Source organism: Sphingobium sp. DN12 (assembly GCF_051058005.1).
Classification (GTDB): Bacteria; Pseudomonadota; Alphaproteobacteria; order Sphingomonadales; family Sphingomonadaceae; genus Sphingobium; species Sphingobium yanoikuyae.
This window is the reverse complement of record NZ_CP173720.1, coordinates 1-16,939: the sequence shown is the minus strand read 5'-3', so window position 1 is coordinate 16,939 and position 16,939 is coordinate 1. Positions and strand designations below refer to the sequence as shown.

Sequence of the window (16,939 nt, the reverse complement as noted above, 5' to 3'; positions counted from 1 at the left end):
GTTGCGTCATGTCATAGATTTCAAACTGACAGAATTGGCTGGTGGCGACGATGAAGGGTCAAAGGATCGGTTACGTCAGGGTCAGTGCATTCGATCAAAATATCGATCGCCAGCTGGACAGTGTTACGCTCGACCGGGTTTTTACCGACAAGGCCTCGGGCAAAGACGTCAACAGGCCCCAGCTTGAAGCCATGCTGTCTTTCATCCGTGAGGGCGATACCGTGGTCGTGCACAGCATGGACCGCCTCGCACGCAATCTCGACGACCTGCGCAGGCTCGTCCAATCGCTCACCAATCGAGGTGTCCGGATTGAGTTCGTGAAGGAAAGCCTGGCATTCACCGGCGAAGATTCTCCCATGGCCAACCTGATGCTTTCAGTCATGGGCGCGTTCGCCGAATTCGAGCGCGCTTTGATCCGAGAACGACAACGCGAAGGCATCGCTGTCGCCAAGCAACGTGGCGCTTATCGCGGACGAAAACGGTCCCTGTCCGACGAAATGATCGCTGAGTTGCATCGCCGCGCCGCCGCCGGTGAGCGCAAGGCAGCCATCGCCCGCGAACTGGGTATCAGCCGTGAAACGCTATACCAGTATCTCCGCGCCGCCACCTGACGCAAATGTTCGCATTATGTCCGGAAAATCGTTGTCTGGCGCAAAAACCTTGAGGCGACGCCGATCGGGGGTCCCTTTTGAACGCCGTTTGACAGCCTACGAAGCGCTGGAGGCGCAATTCACGCAGGAGGAGCAAGTGAAGCTCACGCTCGTCATCAACGTGATCGGTGCCTGGAACCGCATCGCCGTCGGCTTCCGCATGTGGCTCGAGACGGACGCCACCCGCAAGCTCCAGGCTGCGGCCTAATGCTGGCGGCAGGCGGGAGCGTTCACCTCTTCCCGGCGGTGGAGGACGCTGCAGCCAGCTTCGGCCCCTAGCGCCCTCGCCTGCTGCGCGTTGCTTACCGCATGCTCGGCTCGGTGAGCGACGCCGAGGACGTGATGCAGGAGGCCTTTATCCGCTGGATGCGTGCCGACCGGGCGCTGGTGCTCGAACCCGAGGCCTTCCTGCGCCGCACGGTGACACGATTGTGCCTCGACCAGCTCAAGTCTGCGCAGCATCGGCGCGAGACTTACGTGGGCCCCTGGCTACCCGAGCCGGTGGTCGAAGATGAGGAAGGAGAGGACGTCACGCTGCCACTGATGCTCGCGCTGGAGCGCCTGTCCCCGCTCGAGCGCGCCGCATTCCTGCTGCACGACGTGTTCGGCCTCGGTTTTGAAGAAGTGGCTGCTACGATCGCGCGCGACGCCGCCGCTTGCCGCCAGCTCGCCGCGCGCGGTCGTGCCCACGTGCGAGCCGGACGCCCGCGCTACGCGGTAGAGAAGCAGCGCGGCCAGGAGATTGCCCAGGCGTTCTTCGCCGCCTCGCGAAGCGGCGACATGACCGCGCTGGGCGCAATGTTAGCCGCCGACGTAAGCCTCCAATCAGACGGCGGCGGCAAGCGCGCTGCGGCGGTCACAGCAGTCACTGGGCTTAGGCAGGTTCTGCGCTTGCACAAGGGCCTCGCGGTGCTGTTCCGCAAGTACGGCTCTCAGCTGGTGCGCACTACCACGATCAACGGGGTGCCCGGCTTCATCACCCGCGAAGCGGACGGCGAGCTCCAGACAACCGCGCTGGACATCAAAGACGGTAGGATCGTCGCGATTTACATCGTACGGAACCCCGACAAGCTGCGGCATTTGCATTGAAGTGGAGAACGTGAGGTTACCCAGAGGATGCCCTCGACCGCCATTCCAATTCGCCTCAGTCATAGTCCCTCGTTCATTCATAGATGATGTGAAAGGCGCGGCAACCACACTGCTGAACCGCGTTTTTACCCCAGCCTCCTTAACGTCTTTGCCCGACTCGACATCATGGACGTGAGCGATGGGTCACTCTTCGATCGATCCCGCCTTCCAAGAACTCCGCCCCTGGAACGAAGGTCGCGTGATCGGTGCAAAGCGTGCGCTCAAAGCGCAGCAGGTGTGGGCCATCCGCTTCTGGCTCGATCAGCATCGACGGCTCCGGGATCGAGCGCTGTTCGACTTCGCTATCGATAGCAAACTACGCGGATGTGACGTGGTGAAGGTTCGTATAGGCGACATCGTTGCTGGTGGGCGCATCCGAGATCGTGCCGTCGTGGTGCAGCAAAAGACGAAGCGCCCCGTGCAGTTCGAATTGGTTGAGCCTGCTCGCAAGACGATTCTCGCTTGGCTCGAACGTCGAGGCGGCACGCTGAACGACTTCGTCTTTCCGAGCCGAAATGACTACATGACCCACATGAGCACGAGGCAGTATGCCCGCTTGGTTCGGGAGTGGGTCGTCGGCATCGGCTTACAAGCGGAGGATTATGGTACCCACTTGCTCCGCCGCACCAAAGCATCGATCATCTACAAGGCGACAGGTAATCTGCGCGCCGTCCAGATCCTGCTCGGGCACGCTAAGATCGAGAGCACCGTGCGCTACCTTGGCGTCGATGTCGAAGACGCCCTCGAGCTTTCGGAACGTACGGAGATCTGACTCGGCCATCTCGACCCACAAATGGACGTTCAGCTTGTCCATGGCGCTCCCCGACTTCAGACGCTCATTCAGATGGTGGTCTTCACCTGGCAATGCCGGCAGCTGTCGTATCAAGTGGCGCAGGCTACCTCACCTGCGCACGCTTAGAACTTGAACGTGATCTGGCTCGCGGTAAACGTGCTGTCCTTGTATCCTGCGCGCCTTAACACGTCGCCGGCGAACACGTGCTCGAACGTGCCGGCAAGCGTGACATGCGGGTTCAGAACCCACGCGACGCGCAATCTCGCTTGCTGGCCGACGCTGCTTCCGGTGACACGCTCGGTCCCGGCGTAAGGCACCTTCGTGCCCATGTAGACCGCGTCGGACGAATTGGTGCGCCACAGGAAGTTGAATTCGCTCCGGACCGTCACGCCCTTTGCGGGGGCGAAGTTCAAGGTCGGCGACACGTCGACGAGGTTGATGAAGCCGAAAGACAATCCGTCGCTGAGATACGGAAGCACCCCGAACAGCGTGTCTGCATTGCGCAATGTTCCCGTACCAAATGCCCCGCCGCCCGAGCTCGCGTCGGCGTGGAAGCCAATCCTGGGCTTCCACCCGTCGCTTCCAAGGCCAAGAGATTGATCGGTAAAAACTGACCAGGCACGCAGCGGCCGCCCGGCAAAGTCTCCGCTCTGGTATGCCGCGGTCCAGTCGATCGATGCCGCTCCGAGCCCACCGTGTACGCGCACGCCGTAGAAGTCGCGATGCTCCCGCCCGGTCCGGCCGCCCCATGTCCGTGTCTCGCGCGAGGAGAATAGGAAAGGATCCACGAGCAGCGGCTTCTTGGCGGCCTCCGGCGAGACGACGAAGCTCGCTAGCGCGCCGCGAAAGCGGCGATCCCCGGTGGGGTCGTCGAACGCGCCGCCGCCGAGCTCGACCGATCGGAAGGAGAACACGTCGGCGCGTGCGCGCTTGCCTCTGGCATAGGCGCGCACGCCCTGCCATGTGATTTGAATATTGGTGTTTTCCCGCGTCGACACGAACTGGATCGGGCCGTCAAGGAAGTGCTGCCGGCCTACGATGAGGCCAGCGTCCAGCCCGGCGATCTCGCCACTCACTTGGGCGAACAATTGCTGCACGATCAGGTCGTTACGCTGATTGGTGTTGACGGCCGACGAGCCGCTCTGCTGTCCGCTCGCCAACTCGCCATAGAGCCGCACGGATTTGCCCAGATGCAAGTCGGCGCCGACGATGGTGCGCAGGAGCAGGTTGTCCTGCTCGGGTGTCTCGCGCAGCCCACGATTGCTGTACGTCTCGTAGCGCAGGCGAGAGAGGCCGCTCAAGGTCAGGTACGCGTCGCCCTCCCCGTTCAGAGGAATGTATTTCACTGGATCGAAGGTGTCGCGCCGCTTGCCCGGGTCACGCAAAAACGACCAATCCTCGTTCCATCGCGACACCGAGTAGCGCGGCCCCGCCTTTGCCCCGAAGCCAGTTTCCTCAGGCGGAAAGCGATTGAGCTCGGTGGGGTTGGTCGGCGCGGAGGGCTGCACCGGTCCCGCGGCAGGGACCGGTGCCACGGTTTTCGAGGTGGGTGCATCTGTGACGGGAGCGGCGGGCTGGTCGACGATGAGGGCGCCCTGCCCAGCTCTCTCGTCCTGTGCGTAAGCCGTGCCACTGGATAGCAGCGAAAAGGCGATGACGGCGGAGACGTGCTTAGCCATGCGGCGCCTCCTGCGCGGCGCGGGACGCATCGGCGCGTACCCGCCGCGCGTTCGCACTCAACATCAGCATGGCGGCAACCATTACCAGCATGGGCACGGCCAACATGTAGAACACGCCTTGCGGAGAGAGGCCGGCGCCCAATGCCGTCCCGACGATCAGCGGGCCGCCGATACCGCCGACGCGACCGATCCCCAGTGCCCAGCCGACGCCGGTGGAGCGGACTTGCGCATCGTAGAACACCGCTGCAAGGGCGATCACGCTCTTCTGCCCGCCGCTGACGCAAATGCCGGCAAGGAAGCTGGTGGCCAGCAAGGCCGCGGCGCCCGACCCCAGCAGCAACCCGATCGCACCCACACATACGAAGCCGGCGGCGTATAGTCCCGCCAGCGCCAAATATGGACTTACCCTGTCCATCAGCGGCCCCACGATCAGCGCGGCGACGATCCCGCCGACGGTGAAAATCGTGGTGGTAGCAACGACGGTGCCAGTCGGATAACCCAGATCGGTGAGGATCGTCGGCATCCAGCTCTGCATCGCGTAGAACGTGCCCAGGTTGATGACGAACACCAGCCACAACAGCAGCGTGCCAAACCGCAGGTTGGACGCAAGAATGATCCGCAGCGGCGCGCGCGGCCGCGCGCCTGTTTCGCCCACCGGCGCGTGCGGAAGATCTTCGGGTCGAAAAGCGGGATCAAGGCGCCGGAACTGCGCGAGCGCCACATCCCGGTCGGCCCCGGGTCGCGTCAGCGTCGTGATTGCTTCGGGAAGGAAGAGGAAGAGGATTGGGACGAGCGCAAGCGGCAAGATGGCGCCGATCCAAAACAGCGAGCGCCAGCCGTGCGCCGGGATCAACCAGCCAGCCGCCAGCCCCGCAGCGACGAAGCCGAGCGAAAAGCCGCAGTAGATCGCGAGAACGAACGAGGCGCGCCAGCGCTTGGGGCTGTATTCGCTGGTGAGGGCCACCGCGCTCGGTGTTGCTGCGCCTAGGCCCACACCGGTCAGGAACCGCAAGAGGACCAGCGTGGTCACGTTGCCGGCGATCAGACACAGCAGGGTCGATGCTGCGAACGCGGCGGTACTCCAAACCACCATCCGCTTGTGGCCGAACCGATCCGACAAGGGTGAGAAGAAGAGGTAGCCGACCATCAGGCCTACCAGCGCGGCCGAGAAGATCGGCCCCAGCATCGCGCGGGGCAGATCCCATTCCTCTGCGATATGCGGCGCCATATAGCTGATTGCCTGGGTGTCGAACCCGTCCAGGAACATGACCAGGCCGCACATGAGCACGGTCATCCACTGAGACGGGCGCATCGGTCTGTCGTCGATCAGTGTGGCGATCGACGGTGATGCTTGGGCCGTCATTATCTCTCTCCTTGTGTTCTTATTTTGGCGTCATCGGGACGAGGCGTGCTCAGGGCAGAGGCACCGGCTCCCCCGCCGGCACGAAGGGATCGGCGTAGAAGTTGTCCTCCGCGAGCCCCGCCGACCCGGTCAGCAACGCGCGCGCATCGTCGATCATGCCCGGATTGCCGCAGGCGTAGACCTCGTACTCGCGAAGGTCGGGATAGCGCGCCAAGGCGGCGCGATGGACGTGGCCCGTCGCGCCTCCCCATCCGGCGTCGGGGCGCGACAGCACGGGCGTGAACTCGAACCAAGCGTGCCGCTCTGCCCAACGGCGCACCTCCTCCAGCGCATAGAGGTCGCCGATGGTCCGGCCGCCCCAGAACAGATGAACCGCTCGTCGCTGACGCCGCCGCACGAGGTCTTCCACCATGGACCGTATGGAAGAGAAGCCGGTGCCCGTAGCGAGTATCACGGCGGGCGTGCCTTCCTGCGCGCTCATGGAGAACAGGCCGTACGGCAGCTCGATATCGAGCTCACTTCCCCGTTCGAGCAACGCCAGCCTTTGGTCCGAGAAGCGTCCGCCGGGTACGCGCCGCACGTGCAGGGTCGCCACGTCATTGTCGTGGGGAGGATTGGCGAGCGAATAGTTGCGGCTTTCGCCGTCTTCCAGGAACACCTTGGCGTACTGCCCCGCGCGAAACGGCATGCGCCGGCCGATCGGCAGCCGCAGGTGCACGATAGCGACGTCCGGCGCCGGTCGATCGATGCGATGTACGCGTGCGGTGAAGCGCCGCCGCGCCGGAGCCTCCCGCGCTTCGATCCACTTGGGCGCGATTTCGACCGTGCCGCGCGGATGGGCCATGCAGTAGAGCACGTCCTCATGGCGGCCGGACAGGCTGGATTGGCGACCCATGATCAGCTCGCCCGAGACGAGCCCGCCCTTGCAGCTCGAGCAGACGCCTTTTCGGCAGGAATATGGAAGAGCGTATCCAGCCTTTTCGGCGGCATCGAGGATCGTCTGCCCATCCTCAAACGGGATCGCGATGTCCCGCCCTTCGACGTGGATGTAGTCGGTCAAGTCATGGCTCCGGTAACGGTGGGGCGGGCATGCTCGGCCGGGTGCCCCGTAGTGGCGATCAGCTTGACCGCCCGCAGCATCGCTGAGGGGTCCGCAATGTCGCGCCCGGCGATATCGGGGGCGCTGCCATGACCCACGCTGGCGAAGATCAGGTCCGCGCCGATCGTCAACGCGGTGGCCTCGCGTCCGGCCAGGAGTTTGATGGGGATATGGCCCTGGTCATGGTAGGCCGCGACGAAAGCGTCACAGTCGTCCCGCGCCAGGATGAGGTCAGCGCCGGTCGGCCCGACCACGTCGAGCCCGTAGCGGCGCAGCGCCGCGGCGGCAGGGATGGTTACTCGGGCATCGTCGTCTCCGAATAGCCCGTCCTCGCTCGCGTGCGGGTTGATCCCGAACAGGCCGATACGCGGTTGCAAGATGCCGAGCCGCCGCAAGGCACCATCAGCAGCTTGGGCCGCCGCGACTACCAGCCCTGTATCCAGCCGCTCCAGCGCGTCCGCCAGTCGCTCGTGCAGCGTCGCGTGGACGATCCGCAGCCCGCCACCCACCAGCATCAGGAACACTGCGTCGCTTTGGGCACCGCTCAGCCGCGCGATGAGCGAAGGATAGCCCGAGAAGGGAACACCCGCGGCGTGCACAGCGCCTTCGTGGTGCGGTCCGCCGACGATCGCATCGATCTGCCCAGCGTGCGCCATCGTGACTGCGCGCTCCGTGTAGGCGACCATCGCGCGTCCCGATGCCGCGTCGCAGCGCCCGGGCGCAAATGCATCGCCTGGCAGCGATCGGACCGGCACAAGATCGATGACGCCAGGCTCGGCCGGCGGAGGCGAAGCGGGATCGACCTCGCGCACTGCCCGTCCTGCGGCATAGTGCTGCACCACCTTCGGGTCACCGATGAGAAGGAGCCGTGCGTCGGCTTCCGCGAGTGCCGCCTTGACGGCGATCTCGGGACCGATGCCGTTGGGATCGCCGAGTGTCACCCCGATCCGACGGACCGCGCCGTCGTTCACAGCGGCAGCGCCAGCAGCGTGTCGATGCGATTGCTGTCGCAAACCACGATGCGTTCTCGCAGCAGCAGGTCGGTACCGCACTCGACAAAACGGTCAAGGTAACGGCCGGTCGCAAACACCTCCGTTTCGCCGGTGCGCATGATGCGCGCGACAAGGAAGCTGGCTTCGCTCGTTATCGCCCCGTCGGCCTCCACGCTGATCGACGGCTGGCCGATCAGGTGACGATAGACGTGCTGCTCGTAGATGTTGGCTTCGTTGAGCGCGGTGATGCGATCCTCGAGCATGCCGCGAGAGTCGGCGTATATGAGCCCCGCTTCCATGCCCGCGCGGTGGTTGGCTGCCGTAGTCACAACATAAAGGCACTCTGGCGCGAACAGCTCGGGCCAGCCCTGTGCGCCCTCATCGTCGATCACGCGCGCGTAGCGGGCATGAAAGCTACCGACCCGGCGGAACAGGCTATCGATCTCGGTCAAAGCGCCATCTCCCGGCGGTAGGCCTTCCAAAAGCCGCGGATCGACGCTTCGGTGACGCGGCTCGCGCTCGACAGGGCGTCGTGACCACCCATCTCCATCACCGACGCCGCCTCCTGCGCGCCAGCGATACCGCGCTGCACGAAGCCGCCAACGCAGCCGTCCTCCATCGAGACGAAGCCGGCCGGACCGATCAGGTTCGCCTGCTTCAGCCGCACTCGCCGCTGCTCGGGCGTATCGGTATCGAAGCCCAGGTACGTCCAGTTCAGCTCGGTTCGATTGGTGCCAGTTGGCAGGATCTGCCGCACCGCAAGCGAGTTCTGGATCTGCTGGAGCACGAAGCCGGGGAACACCGACAGAATCTGCAGCGTCACCCCATCGCCGAAGTCATCGAAGCCTTCCAGCAGCGATGGGTCCTTCAGCTGGTATGCGCTCTCGGACCGCAGGTTCTGATCGGCATAGTGCTGATCGCGTTCGGCATCAGGGTCGATCGCGGAGTAGCTCACGTGGTTACCGCCGTCCGGGCTTACGATGATGCCGCCCTTCTGGGAAAGGCGGTTGAGCTCGAAGGTAGTGAAGAACAGGTGGAGGATGGACGCGTGATAGCTGTCCTTCACATTCTCAAAATAGAGCTTCCAGTTGTTGGGCAGCATCTGAGTAAAGCGGCCGATCACCACTGGCTTGCGCCCGCCCAGCACGCGCTCGATCCGGGTCAGCACCTCCTCGCCCAGGTACTCTTCGATCGCGGGCACGTCGTTGGAGAAGCTGCCGAAGATCAGGCCGTGAAGGTTGGTCACGCGAAGCTTGCGGGGGCTGTGCGCGGTCTTGCAGAAGCTTTCCGGCATCCCGCCGACGCCACTCACCCCGCCTTCGAAGGCCACCCCGGTCAGGTCGCCTTCCAGGCTGTAAGTCCACGCGTGGTAGACGCAGGTGAAATCCTTCGCGTTGCCGCGATCCACCAGCGCCAGCAACGCGCCGCGGTGCGCACACCGGTTCTCGAAAGCGTAGATCTGGTCGTCGTGCCCGCGCGTAACCAGCACGGGCTGGTCGCCGACGCGGGTCGCGACGAAATCGCCGATCTCGGGGACCTCGGCCTCAAGGCACAAATAGCTCCAGCTGTCGCCCTTGAAGATGCGCTGCTGCTCCCGCGCGTACACATCCTCGCGCTGAAATAGCCAATACGGGATCCGTGTCAGCTGATCGGGAGCCCACTGGGCCGGGCCGTTCAACGAGGCCATCCCGAGTTCTTTTTCAACAACGGCCATGCAGACCTCTCTTGACTATCGTTCGTTATCCGAACATACTGTGCGTTATTCGAACTACATTTACGAGGGATAGCGACGATGTCAAGTGCGGACGGGGGCGGTGCTCGGGTCGAGATCATGGGAGGGTTTGCGAAAGGGCTCGCGATTATCGAACTGTTCGGATTGGAACGGCCCCGCCTCACGGTTTCGGACGCGGCCAATGGCGCGGGTCTGACCCGTGCCGCCGCACGTCGCTGTCTGCTGACGCTGGAGGGGCTGGGCTATGTCGAGTTCGACGGAAAGTATTTCGCCCCGCGCGCACGCCTTCGCCGCCTAGGCGGCGTTGCTGCCTACGCCACCGGCCTGGCCGAACGGGCGCAGCCGCTGATCGAGCAATTGTGCGAGGAGCTCAACGAACCGATATCGGTTGCTGTGCTCGACAATGATGCGTCGCTGTTCATCGCGCGCGCGGAGGCGCACCGGATCGTGTCCACGGGTGTGCGGCTCGGTGCGCGCATCCCGGCGTATTGCAGCGCTACCGGCCGCGTCCTTCTGTCGGGCCTAGAGCCCATGGAGGTCGACCAGTATCTCGGCCGGATCAAGCCGGTCGCGCGCACTCCCAAGGGCGTGACCGACCTGGCGGCGCTGAAGGCTCTCATCGGGCAGGCCTCGATGGAAGGTGTTAGCTTCAGCGACGAGGAACTGGAACTGGGCATGCGGTCCATGGCGGTCCCGATCCACAACGTGGCGGGAGACATCATCGCCGCGTGTAGCCTCAGCACCTCTGCATCCCGGGTGACCCTCGACGAGATGAAGCGTGTCTATCTCCCCAGGCTGGAAGCCGTCGCGTCGGCCATCCGCGGGTGAGAACAGGCCGGGTGAGAACGGAATTGTCAGACGGATCGGACGCGGCGGAGGAGCAGCGCTTGCCAGCCAATGGTACGGCACAGCCACGCCTCCTGATCGTGCTCGTGCTCATCATGGCGGCAGGGCCGATGGTGAGTTACACTGCGACCGTTCTTGGGCCGCTTCTAACCTCCGAATTGCGGATCGATCCGGCGCAGTTCGGACTCTTCGCCACGGCAAGCTTCGTCAGCGCCACCGTGTTCTCGCGGTTGCTCGCCGGGGCAAGCGACCGGCTCTCAGTGCGCGTGCAACTCGCGACCGTCTTCGCCTTTGCTGCCTTGTCGTTCCTGATCCTCGCAGCGGCTCGCGACCTGTGGTGGGCCTTGGCGGCGGCGATCATCAGCGGTCCGGCCCATGCCTTGTCCAATCCGCTGACCAACCGGGTGATCGCCACGCGCGTGACGAAACGGCTGCGCGCACGGTGGATGGGGATCAAGCAATCAGGCGTGCAATGCAGCCAAGCCCTCGCCGGGCTCATCGTGCCGGTGGCCGCAGCGCTGGCGGGTTGGCGCGTGAGCGTCATGGTGCTCGCCGTTGCGCTGCTTTTGTTGCTGCTATGGTCAAGCTCGTATTTGGGACGTCATGCCGCGCCCGAGGGCCCGACGACGCCTCCCCGTCGCAGTGACGACCAGCCCTCGTTCTTGCCCTCCGCGCCCGACGGACTGGTCCTGCGTTTTGCCGGTTATGCGATGTTCTCGGGTGCAGGCTTGCAAGCCACCAACGTCTACCTTCCCCTTTTCGCGCATGAGGCTCTTGGCTTCAGTGAGGTGATGGCCGGGCTGACGGTGGCGCTGGCCGGGACCGTGGGCCTGTCCGCACGCATATTCTGGGGCCAGGTGATGGAACGCGGCGGCGATGCTGCGACACTGCTCTTGCGCCTAGCGGCCGTGGCGTTTGGCGGCGTAGCGTGCCTAGTGCTAGCGCAGATCCTCGCAGTCCATGCTCTGCTCTGGGTAGGCGTCGTGCTCCACGGCGCAACCGCCATCGGCAGCAACGTTATCATCATGGCCGGCGCCATCCGCGAGGCTCCTCCATCTCGAGCAGGCGCAACCTCTGCCACGATCGCCACCGGCATGTATCTGGGGTTCGCATCTGGGCCGCTCGCGATGAGCATTCCGCTCAGTTCGACCGGCAACTTCATGTATGGGTGGTTGCTGGTGGCGGGCTGTTACGCTTGCGCATTGCTTACAATATCCAGCTTGGGTGGACGGTGGCGGTAATGACCCACCGCACGAAGCCGCTGCGCGGCAGGGGTGCGAGGCGGTGAGATAGCGCTCGTGCTTCGAGGTTTGGCGAGGGATAGAGAGCAGCGGACGCGCCGCGTGCAGGCAGCTCGACACGATGCAACCCTTTAACCCCGACGCGGCCCGTTTCTCCCTCGGTGGCGGGAGCCCGCCCGGCCATCGACGCTGCGATCACCGCAGCGGCGCGGTAAGAACCTGCAAGAACCGAGCCTTTGTCTTGCGTGAGGAGGCTCTGTTGCAAACATGGGGCACGGCCGCGTATGACCTTGCCGAAGAGAGCGGTCTGGCAGCGCTCAGCGCACGAAGTCTGGCGCGAAAGACAGGAATGAGCCCGTCGGCAATCAATTACCACATCGGCAATCGCGAGCGGCTCATCGCGCAGATCGCGTTCAAGGCTATCGCGGTATCTAGCCGCTGGCGGCAGTCGCAGGCCGCTTTACAGGAAGAGGGTGCCCCGAGGTGGGCCGAGCTTGATCACGTGTTCACGTCGCTGTTGCAGGATCGGTTGAGCACCGGCCGTATGGTGATGGCACTTTTGCAGGAACTGGAGAACGAGGCCGTCGCCAGCGGTCAGACCGCTATCGAAGAGGCGCTGCGCGAGGAAATGTTCGCTGAAACGGCGTTCTGGCGCGATCTGGCAATCCGCCATGGCGAAAGCGTGGATGCGTGTAGCGCGACATCGTCGGTGACTGGTCAGCGACATTGATGGTGATGTGTCAGCGGTGACGTTGGGGATAGTGTCACACGAGGTTGGCCTGGATCAAGAGGCGTTGTCGCGCAGCGATGTCGCTGGCATGGTTTCGATGTCGCTGGGCGATGTCGCTGGATCAGGAGCACTGTCGCGGAGCGATGTCGCTGAGGCCAGGGCGGATCGCCTGCGATAGCTCTCGACGTTCATTTCCAGGATAGTGGCGTGGTGAACGAGCCTGTCGATGGCAGCGACAGTCATTGCCTTATCCAAAAAAATGGAATCCCAACCGCTGAATGGTTGGTTGGCGGTGATCATGATGGAGCGCCTTTCGTATCTGGCAGAGATGAGTTCGAACAGGACGCTGGTCTCTGCCTGGTCCTTGCGGACGTAGGACAGGTCATCGAGGATGAGCAGGTCGAAGCGGTCGAGCCTGGCGATCTCCTGGGTCAAGGTCAGGGACTGACGTGCGGCCTGCAAACGCTGGACGAGATCGGTGGTTCGGGTGAAGAAGACCCGGTATCCGCGCGCGACGAGCTCGTTGCCGATGGCGGCTGCGGCGTGGCTCTTGCCGGCACCGGGCGGACCAAATGCCAGAAGATTGTGGCCCGCCTTGAGCCAGGCATCTCCTTGGGTCAGAGCCATGACCTGGGCCTTGCTCAAGGTGGGAACGAGGCTGAAGTCGAAGGCATCCAGGGTCTTGCCGGGAGGCAGCCGTGCTTCTGTAAGATGGCGCTGGATCCGGCGTTGTTCGCGTTCGGCGAGTTCCAGTTCGGCCAAGGCTGCCAGCAGGCGCGAAGCCGGCCACCCCTCCTTGTCCGCTCGTGAACAGAAGTCCGGCCAGAGACGGGCAATGGTGGGCAGACGCAGCGTGCCAAGCAACATGGGCAGCTGGGCGGTGTCGACAGTGATGCTCATGCGGCCATCTCCCTGGCGGTGAGCAGATCGTCGTATGTGTCAGGCTGGGGAATATCGACGACCACATCGGCCGGCTCTTTGCCGGGGCGTTGGAAGCGCTCCTGCAGATCCCTCAGATCGGGTAAACCCTGGCCATCGAGTATGCCGGTCAGGGTCGCGGCGAGCTCAGCCTCGCAGGCCTGGTCATGCGCAAGCCACAGCAGCCCCACCATGCTGCGGCATGCGGCGGCTTTGGGAAGCGCACCCTCCAGAGCATCCCAGCAGCGGCGATATTCGCTGCGAGGGAAGAGCTTGTCGCGATAGACAAGGTTTGCCAGCGCGTGGGGCTTGGTACGCAGGCTGTGGATCACGTGCCGATAATTGACTACGTGGTCATGACCGCCCCGTCCGCGATCGGGCGCCCTCCCGCGTGGCAGGGTCTCGATGGGCTGCCCGGCCAGATAAAGGTCGATCCGGTCATCGAAGATCCTGGCTCGCAGGCTATGGCCGATGAGCCGGGAAGGCACGGTGTAGAAGACCTTGCGCAGCACGAAGCCGCCCGATGAGGTGACGAGCACCGTAGCTTCATCATAATCGCAGCTGCGGCGTGAAGGTAACGGGCGCAGGTGCTCAGCTTCGATGCGCAAGGCATCGCGCCGCCGGGCATTGTGGCGGCCCACGATCTGGGCGAGGAACGTGCGCCAGTCCTCGATGGAGGCGAAGTCACGTGTCCCGCGCAACTGGAGTGCCTGATCGAGCCGATCCTTAAGGTGACCATGACGGCTTTCTATGGACCCATTCTCATGGGCGACCCCGCGATTGTTGCGGGTGGGCTCCATCTGGTAATCGGCGCACAGGGCGGCATAGCGGGTCCGCAGATCTTCCTGGGCATCTTGCTCCAGGTTGGCGAACGCCGCGGAGAGGCTATCGGTGCGATGCTCGTGCGGCACGCCGCCAAGCTGCCACAGCGCATTCTGAAGGCCGCAGGCCAGCGCCGTGAAGCTTTCTCCTCCCAGCACGACCTCGGCATGCTCCCACCCGGAATAGACCAGCGCGAAGTGATAGATCAGGTGCGGGCTCGGATTGCCGGAGATGGTGACCTTCAGATCGCGGGCGTCAAAGAAATCCGACATGCCCGTTTCGACAGCCGACCAGTCGTGCGAACGGCAGCTCCGCGACCTGGCCGGCTTTGCCGAGCGTGGCGGCTATGAAGTGGTCGAGGTCTTCCGCGAAACCGCGTCGGGCATGAAGGCAAACCGTTCGGCGCGGGCTGAGGTGATGAAGCTGGCGCAGGCACGCCATATCGATGCGATCCTCGTTACCGAACTCAGTCGCTGGGGGCGTTCGACCCAGGACCTGCTCGATACACTCAACCGGCTGTCGGGCTGGCGCGTGTCGGTGGTCGCGATGATGTCAACGGCGGAGCAAAAGTCGGCCATGGGGCGGCGTAAAACCAGGCCATCGTGTTACATGCCCGGGGGGAGTGGCGTGAGGGCGTAGCCCGAGGGCCACTCCCCCCGCATTGGCTTGCTTTTCAGGGTCTGATTTTAGCCTTGCGGGCCCGGCTGTGAGCGAGGCGATAGCTTTCGCCGTTCATCTCGAGGATGCTGACGTGATGGGTCAGGCGGTCAAGGAGCGCGCCGGTGAGACGCTCGGATCCGAAGGTTTCGGTCCACTCGTCGAAGGGTAGGTTGCTGGTGATCAAGGTGGAGCCGCGTTCGTAGCGCTGGGAGATCAGCTCGAACAACAGTTCGGCGCCGGTCTTGGAGAGCGGTACGAAGCCCAGTTCGTCGATGATGAGCAGTTTGTATCCGACCATCTGCTTCTGGAAGCGCAGGAGACGCCGCTCGTCGCGCGCCTCCATCATTTCGCTGACCAGCGCCGCCGCAGTGGTGAAGCCCACCGACAGCCCTTTCTGGCATGCTGCCAGTCCGAGCCCCAAAGCTACGTGCGTCTTTCCGGTGCCCGATGGTCCCAGAGCGATGGCGTTCTCACGCCGCTCGATCCACTCGCAGCGCGCCATCTCGAGCACCTGCATCTTGTTGAGCCTGGGGATGACGGCGAAGTCGAAGCTGTCGAGGCTTTTGACGGCGGGGAAGCGCGCGGCCTTGATGCGCCGCTCGACCATACGACGCTCCCTGTCGATCATCTCCATCTCGACGAGACGGGCGAGGAAGCGGATATGATCGACGCCTTCGGCGGCACATTGCCGGGCGAGCTTGTGATGCTCTCGCAGGCACGTAGGCAGCTTGAGCGCCTTGAGATTGTGAGCGAGAAGGATCTCCGGGGCCTGATCGCTCATGCGGCCTCCTGCTGGTCGGAGAGCAGGCTCAGATAGGCTCTGGCAAAAGTCTTCTCGACCGTGGTGCGTGGCAGGAAGGGATAGACGTCCAGGTCCAGCCTGGGCGGTACGCGTTCGACCCGGCACAGGACGAGGTGCTTGACGGCATCGAAGCCGATGGCGCCAAGATCAATGGCCTGTTCCACCGCCGCCTGGAGATCGGCGACGGTGAACGTTTCCAGCAGGCGCAGCACCTGTACATATTCACGCCTGCCATGCTTGTGCATGCGGCCTTCCATCAACCGCTGCAGTGTCGTGAACGCTTCGGGCAAATCCCAGCCCTGCAAAGGGGCAGCCTGGTCGAATGCGTTGATCTTCTGCTCGATCAGCGGGAGATAATGGAGCGGGTCGAAGATAACCTCCTCGCGGGCATAACAACGAGGATGACGGGCGATGACTTCGCTGCGGCAGCCGATCACCACCTCATCGACATAGGCCCTGATCCAGACCTCCTGATGGCCCCAGGCCACCGGAACCGAATAATCATTGGTCTTGTAGCGCACCAGGGATTGCGAGGAGACCCGCCCGCCCGCCTGATCGCAGGCCTCGAAGGGTGTAGCGGGTAGAGGCTGCATGGCCGCGAGATCGCGTTGCAAGCGCTCACCGATCGTCTCGCTCTCCCCGCGCACCTTGTCCTGCTGGCGCTTGCGGCATTGCTCCTCCAGCCACAGGTTGAAGGCCTCCCAGGTCGGGAACTTCGGGATCGGCACCATGAAATTGCGGCGGCAGTAACCAACCAGCCCTTCCACATTGCCTTTCTCGTTCCCCTTGCCCGGGCGGGCATAGCGGTCGCGGATCACGTAATGCGACAGGAAAGCGCTGAACAGCGTGGCACGCTTGCGCGTGCCGTCTGGCAGGATCTTCGCCACAAGACAGCGATCGTTGTCGTAGACGATCGAGCGCGGCACCGCGCCGAAGAACGCAAAGGCATGAACGTGTCCGTCCACCCAGGCTTCCGCCACTGCCGCCGGATAGGCCCGCACATAGCAGGCATCACTGTGCGGTAGATCGAGCGCGAAGAAGTAGGCCTTTTGCTCCACCCCGCCGATCTCCACCAGCGCTTCCCCGAAATCGGCCTGCGCATCTCCCGCCGGGTGCGCCAGCGGCACGAACATCTCCCGGCTGCGCTGCTCGCGCTCCCGGATGTAATCCTTGATGATCGTATAGCCGCCGGTGAAACCATGCTCGGTGCGCAAGCGGTCGAATACCCGCTTCGCCGTATGCCGCTGTTTGCGCGGGACGCCGCGGTCACCTTCAAGCCATCCATCGATGATCGCTACAAACCCGTCCAGCTTCGGGCGCTGCGGTACAGACTGACGCCGGTAACCCGGTGGCGATGAAAACGACAGCATCTTGCGCACCGTATCGCGCGACACATTGAAACGCTTCGCCGCCGCCCGTTGGCTCATGCCATCCGCGCAAGCCAAACGGACCTGAAGATAAAGTTCCACGCTGTAGATCCCCAC

Annotated in this window: 17 protein-coding genes and 1 pseudogene; 8 read left to right on the top strand and 10 right to left on the bottom strand. The window is 63.8% G+C overall.

Going from position 1 to position 16,939, the window contains the following annotated elements; genetic code table 11:
• The first annotated feature begins 50 nt into the window (after positions 1–50).
• The 4 genes from ACI6S0_RS26645 to ACI6S0_RS26630 all read left to right on the top strand — a co-directional run bounded on the left by ACI6S0_RS26645 (position 51) and on the right by ACI6S0_RS26630 (position 2,550).
• The gene (locus tag ACI6S0_RS26645; RefSeq protein ID WP_228168065.1) at positions 51–611 is read left to right on the top strand and encodes a recombinase family protein; all 561 of its coding nucleotides are present in this window, start codon (positions 51–53) and stop codon (positions 609–611) included.
• An 88-nt stretch (positions 612–699) separates the two neighbouring features.
• The gene (locus ACI6S0_RS26640) at positions 700–858 is read left to right on the top strand and encodes a hypothetical protein (RefSeq protein ID WP_434406034.1); all 159 of its coding nucleotides are present in this window, start codon (positions 700–702) and stop codon (positions 856–858) included.
• 80 nt (positions 859–938) lie between these two features.
• The gene (locus tag ACI6S0_RS26635) at positions 939–1,739 is read left to right on the top strand and encodes a sigma-70 family RNA polymerase sigma factor (protein WP_266102919.1); all 801 of its coding nucleotides are present in this window, start codon (positions 939–941) and stop codon (positions 1,737–1,739) included.
• A gap of 178 nt (positions 1,740–1,917) precedes the next feature.
• The gene (locus ACI6S0_RS26630; RefSeq protein ID WP_228168044.1) at positions 1,918–2,550 is read left to right on the top strand and encodes a tyrosine-type recombinase/integrase; all 633 of its coding nucleotides are present in this window, start codon (positions 1,918–1,920) and stop codon (positions 2,548–2,550) included.
• Positions 2,551–2,693: 143 nt separating this feature from the next.
• On the opposite strand, the gene ACI6S0_RS26625 is transcribed toward ACI6S0_RS26630, so the two are convergent.
• The 6 genes from ACI6S0_RS26625 to ACI6S0_RS26600 are packed head-to-tail and all read right to left on the bottom strand — an operon-like array spanning position 2,694 to position 9,391.
• Entirely contained in the window at positions 2,694–4,250 is a 1,557-nt protein-coding gene (locus ACI6S0_RS26625; protein WP_228168045.1) for an alginate export family protein, read from the bottom strand.
• The gene (locus tag ACI6S0_RS26620) at positions 4,243–5,613 is read right to left on the bottom strand and encodes an MFS transporter (RefSeq protein WP_228168046.1); all 1,371 of its coding nucleotides are present in this window, start codon (positions 5,611–5,613) and stop codon (positions 4,243–4,245) included. The genes ACI6S0_RS26625 and ACI6S0_RS26620 overlap by 8 nt, the downstream gene beginning before the upstream one ends.
• Positions 5,614–5,662: 49 nt before the next feature.
• Positions 5,663–6,673 (bottom strand): 2Fe-2S iron-sulfur cluster-binding protein, encoded by a 1,011-nt coding sequence (locus ACI6S0_RS26615; RefSeq protein ID WP_434406033.1) that lies wholly within the window; start codon positions 6,671–6,673, stop codon positions 5,663–5,665.
• Positions 6,670–7,683: a 4-hydroxythreonine-4-phosphate dehydrogenase PdxA gene (locus ACI6S0_RS26610; protein ID WP_228168047.1), complete on the bottom strand. Its 1,014-nt coding sequence runs from the start codon at positions 7,681–7,683 to the stop codon at positions 6,670–6,672. The genes ACI6S0_RS26615 and ACI6S0_RS26610 overlap by 4 nt, the downstream gene beginning before the upstream one ends.
• The gene (locus tag ACI6S0_RS26605) at positions 7,680–8,156 is read right to left on the bottom strand and encodes an aromatic-ring-hydroxylating dioxygenase subunit beta (RefSeq protein WP_228168048.1); all 477 of its coding nucleotides are present in this window, start codon (positions 8,154–8,156) and stop codon (positions 7,680–7,682) included. Before ACI6S0_RS26605 ends, ACI6S0_RS26610 begins: the two co-directional genes overlap by 4 nt.
• Positions 8,153–9,391, bottom strand: a complete 1,239-nt coding sequence (locus tag ACI6S0_RS26600; protein WP_434406037.1) for an aromatic ring-hydroxylating dioxygenase subunit alpha — start codon at positions 9,389–9,391, stop codon at positions 8,153–8,155. Before ACI6S0_RS26600 ends, ACI6S0_RS26605 begins: the two co-directional genes overlap by 4 nt.
• A 105-nt stretch (positions 9,392–9,496) precedes the next feature.
• Here ACI6S0_RS26600 and ACI6S0_RS26595 point away from each other — a divergent pair, with 105 nt between their 5' ends.
• The 3 genes from ACI6S0_RS26595 to ACI6S0_RS26585 all read left to right on the top strand — a co-directional run bounded on the left by ACI6S0_RS26595 (position 9,497) and on the right by ACI6S0_RS26585 (position 12,253).
• Positions 9,497–10,264 (top strand): IclR family transcriptional regulator domain-containing protein, encoded by a 768-nt coding sequence (locus ACI6S0_RS26595; protein ID WP_228168050.1) that lies wholly within the window; start codon positions 9,497–9,499, stop codon positions 10,262–10,264.
• A gap of 59 nt (positions 10,265–10,323) precedes the next feature.
• Positions 10,324–11,523 (top strand): MFS transporter, encoded by a 1,200-nt coding sequence (locus ACI6S0_RS26590; protein WP_228168051.1) that lies wholly within the window; start codon positions 10,324–10,326, stop codon positions 11,521–11,523.
• A gap of 121 nt (positions 11,524–11,644) precedes the next feature.
• A complete protein-coding gene (locus ACI6S0_RS26585) occupies positions 11,645–12,253 on the top strand; it encodes a TetR/AcrR family transcriptional regulator (RefSeq protein ID WP_228168052.1) in 609 nt (202 codons plus the stop codon).
• A 54-nt stretch (positions 12,254–12,307) separates the two neighbouring features.
• Here ACI6S0_RS26585 and istB (ACI6S0_RS26580) read toward each other — a convergent pair whose 3' ends face one another.
• Together istB (ACI6S0_RS26580) and ACI6S0_RS26575 are read right to left on the bottom strand one after the other, a co-directional pair.
• Positions 12,308–13,153, bottom strand: coding sequence for an IS21-like element helper ATPase IstB (istB, locus tag ACI6S0_RS26580; RefSeq protein WP_006949666.1), 846 nt, complete (start codon positions 13,151–13,153; stop codon positions 12,308–12,310).
• Positions 13,150–14,265 (bottom strand): DDE-type integrase/transposase/recombinase, encoded by a 1,116-nt coding sequence (locus ACI6S0_RS26575; RefSeq protein WP_010409293.1) that lies wholly within the window; start codon positions 14,263–14,265, stop codon positions 13,150–13,152. Before ACI6S0_RS26575 ends, istB (ACI6S0_RS26580) begins: the two co-directional genes overlap by 4 nt.
• Here ACI6S0_RS26575 and ACI6S0_RS26570 point away from each other — a divergent pair.
• Positions 14,264–14,578, top strand: a pseudogene (locus tag ACI6S0_RS26570) (recombinase family protein); the annotation flags it as partial. The gene ACI6S0_RS26575 and the pseudogene ACI6S0_RS26570 overlap by 2 nt on opposite strands.
• A gap of 88 nt (positions 14,579–14,666) precedes the next feature.
• Here ACI6S0_RS26570 and istB (ACI6S0_RS26565) read toward each other — a convergent pair.
• Both istB (ACI6S0_RS26565) and istA read right to left on the bottom strand, forming a co-directional pair.
• A complete protein-coding gene (gene istB / locus ACI6S0_RS26565) occupies positions 14,667–15,434 on the bottom strand; it encodes an IS21-like element ISSsp5 family helper ATPase IstB (RefSeq protein ID WP_228168054.1) in 768 nt (255 codons plus the stop codon).
• Positions 15,431–16,924 carry an IS21 family transposase gene (gene istA / locus ACI6S0_RS26560; protein ID WP_228168055.1) on the bottom strand — a complete coding sequence of 498 codons (1,494 nt, stop codon included), beginning with the start codon at positions 16,922–16,924 and terminating at the stop codon, positions 15,431–15,433. Before istA ends, istB (ACI6S0_RS26565) begins: the two co-directional genes overlap by 4 nt.
• Positions 16,925–16,939 lie beyond the last annotated feature (15 nt).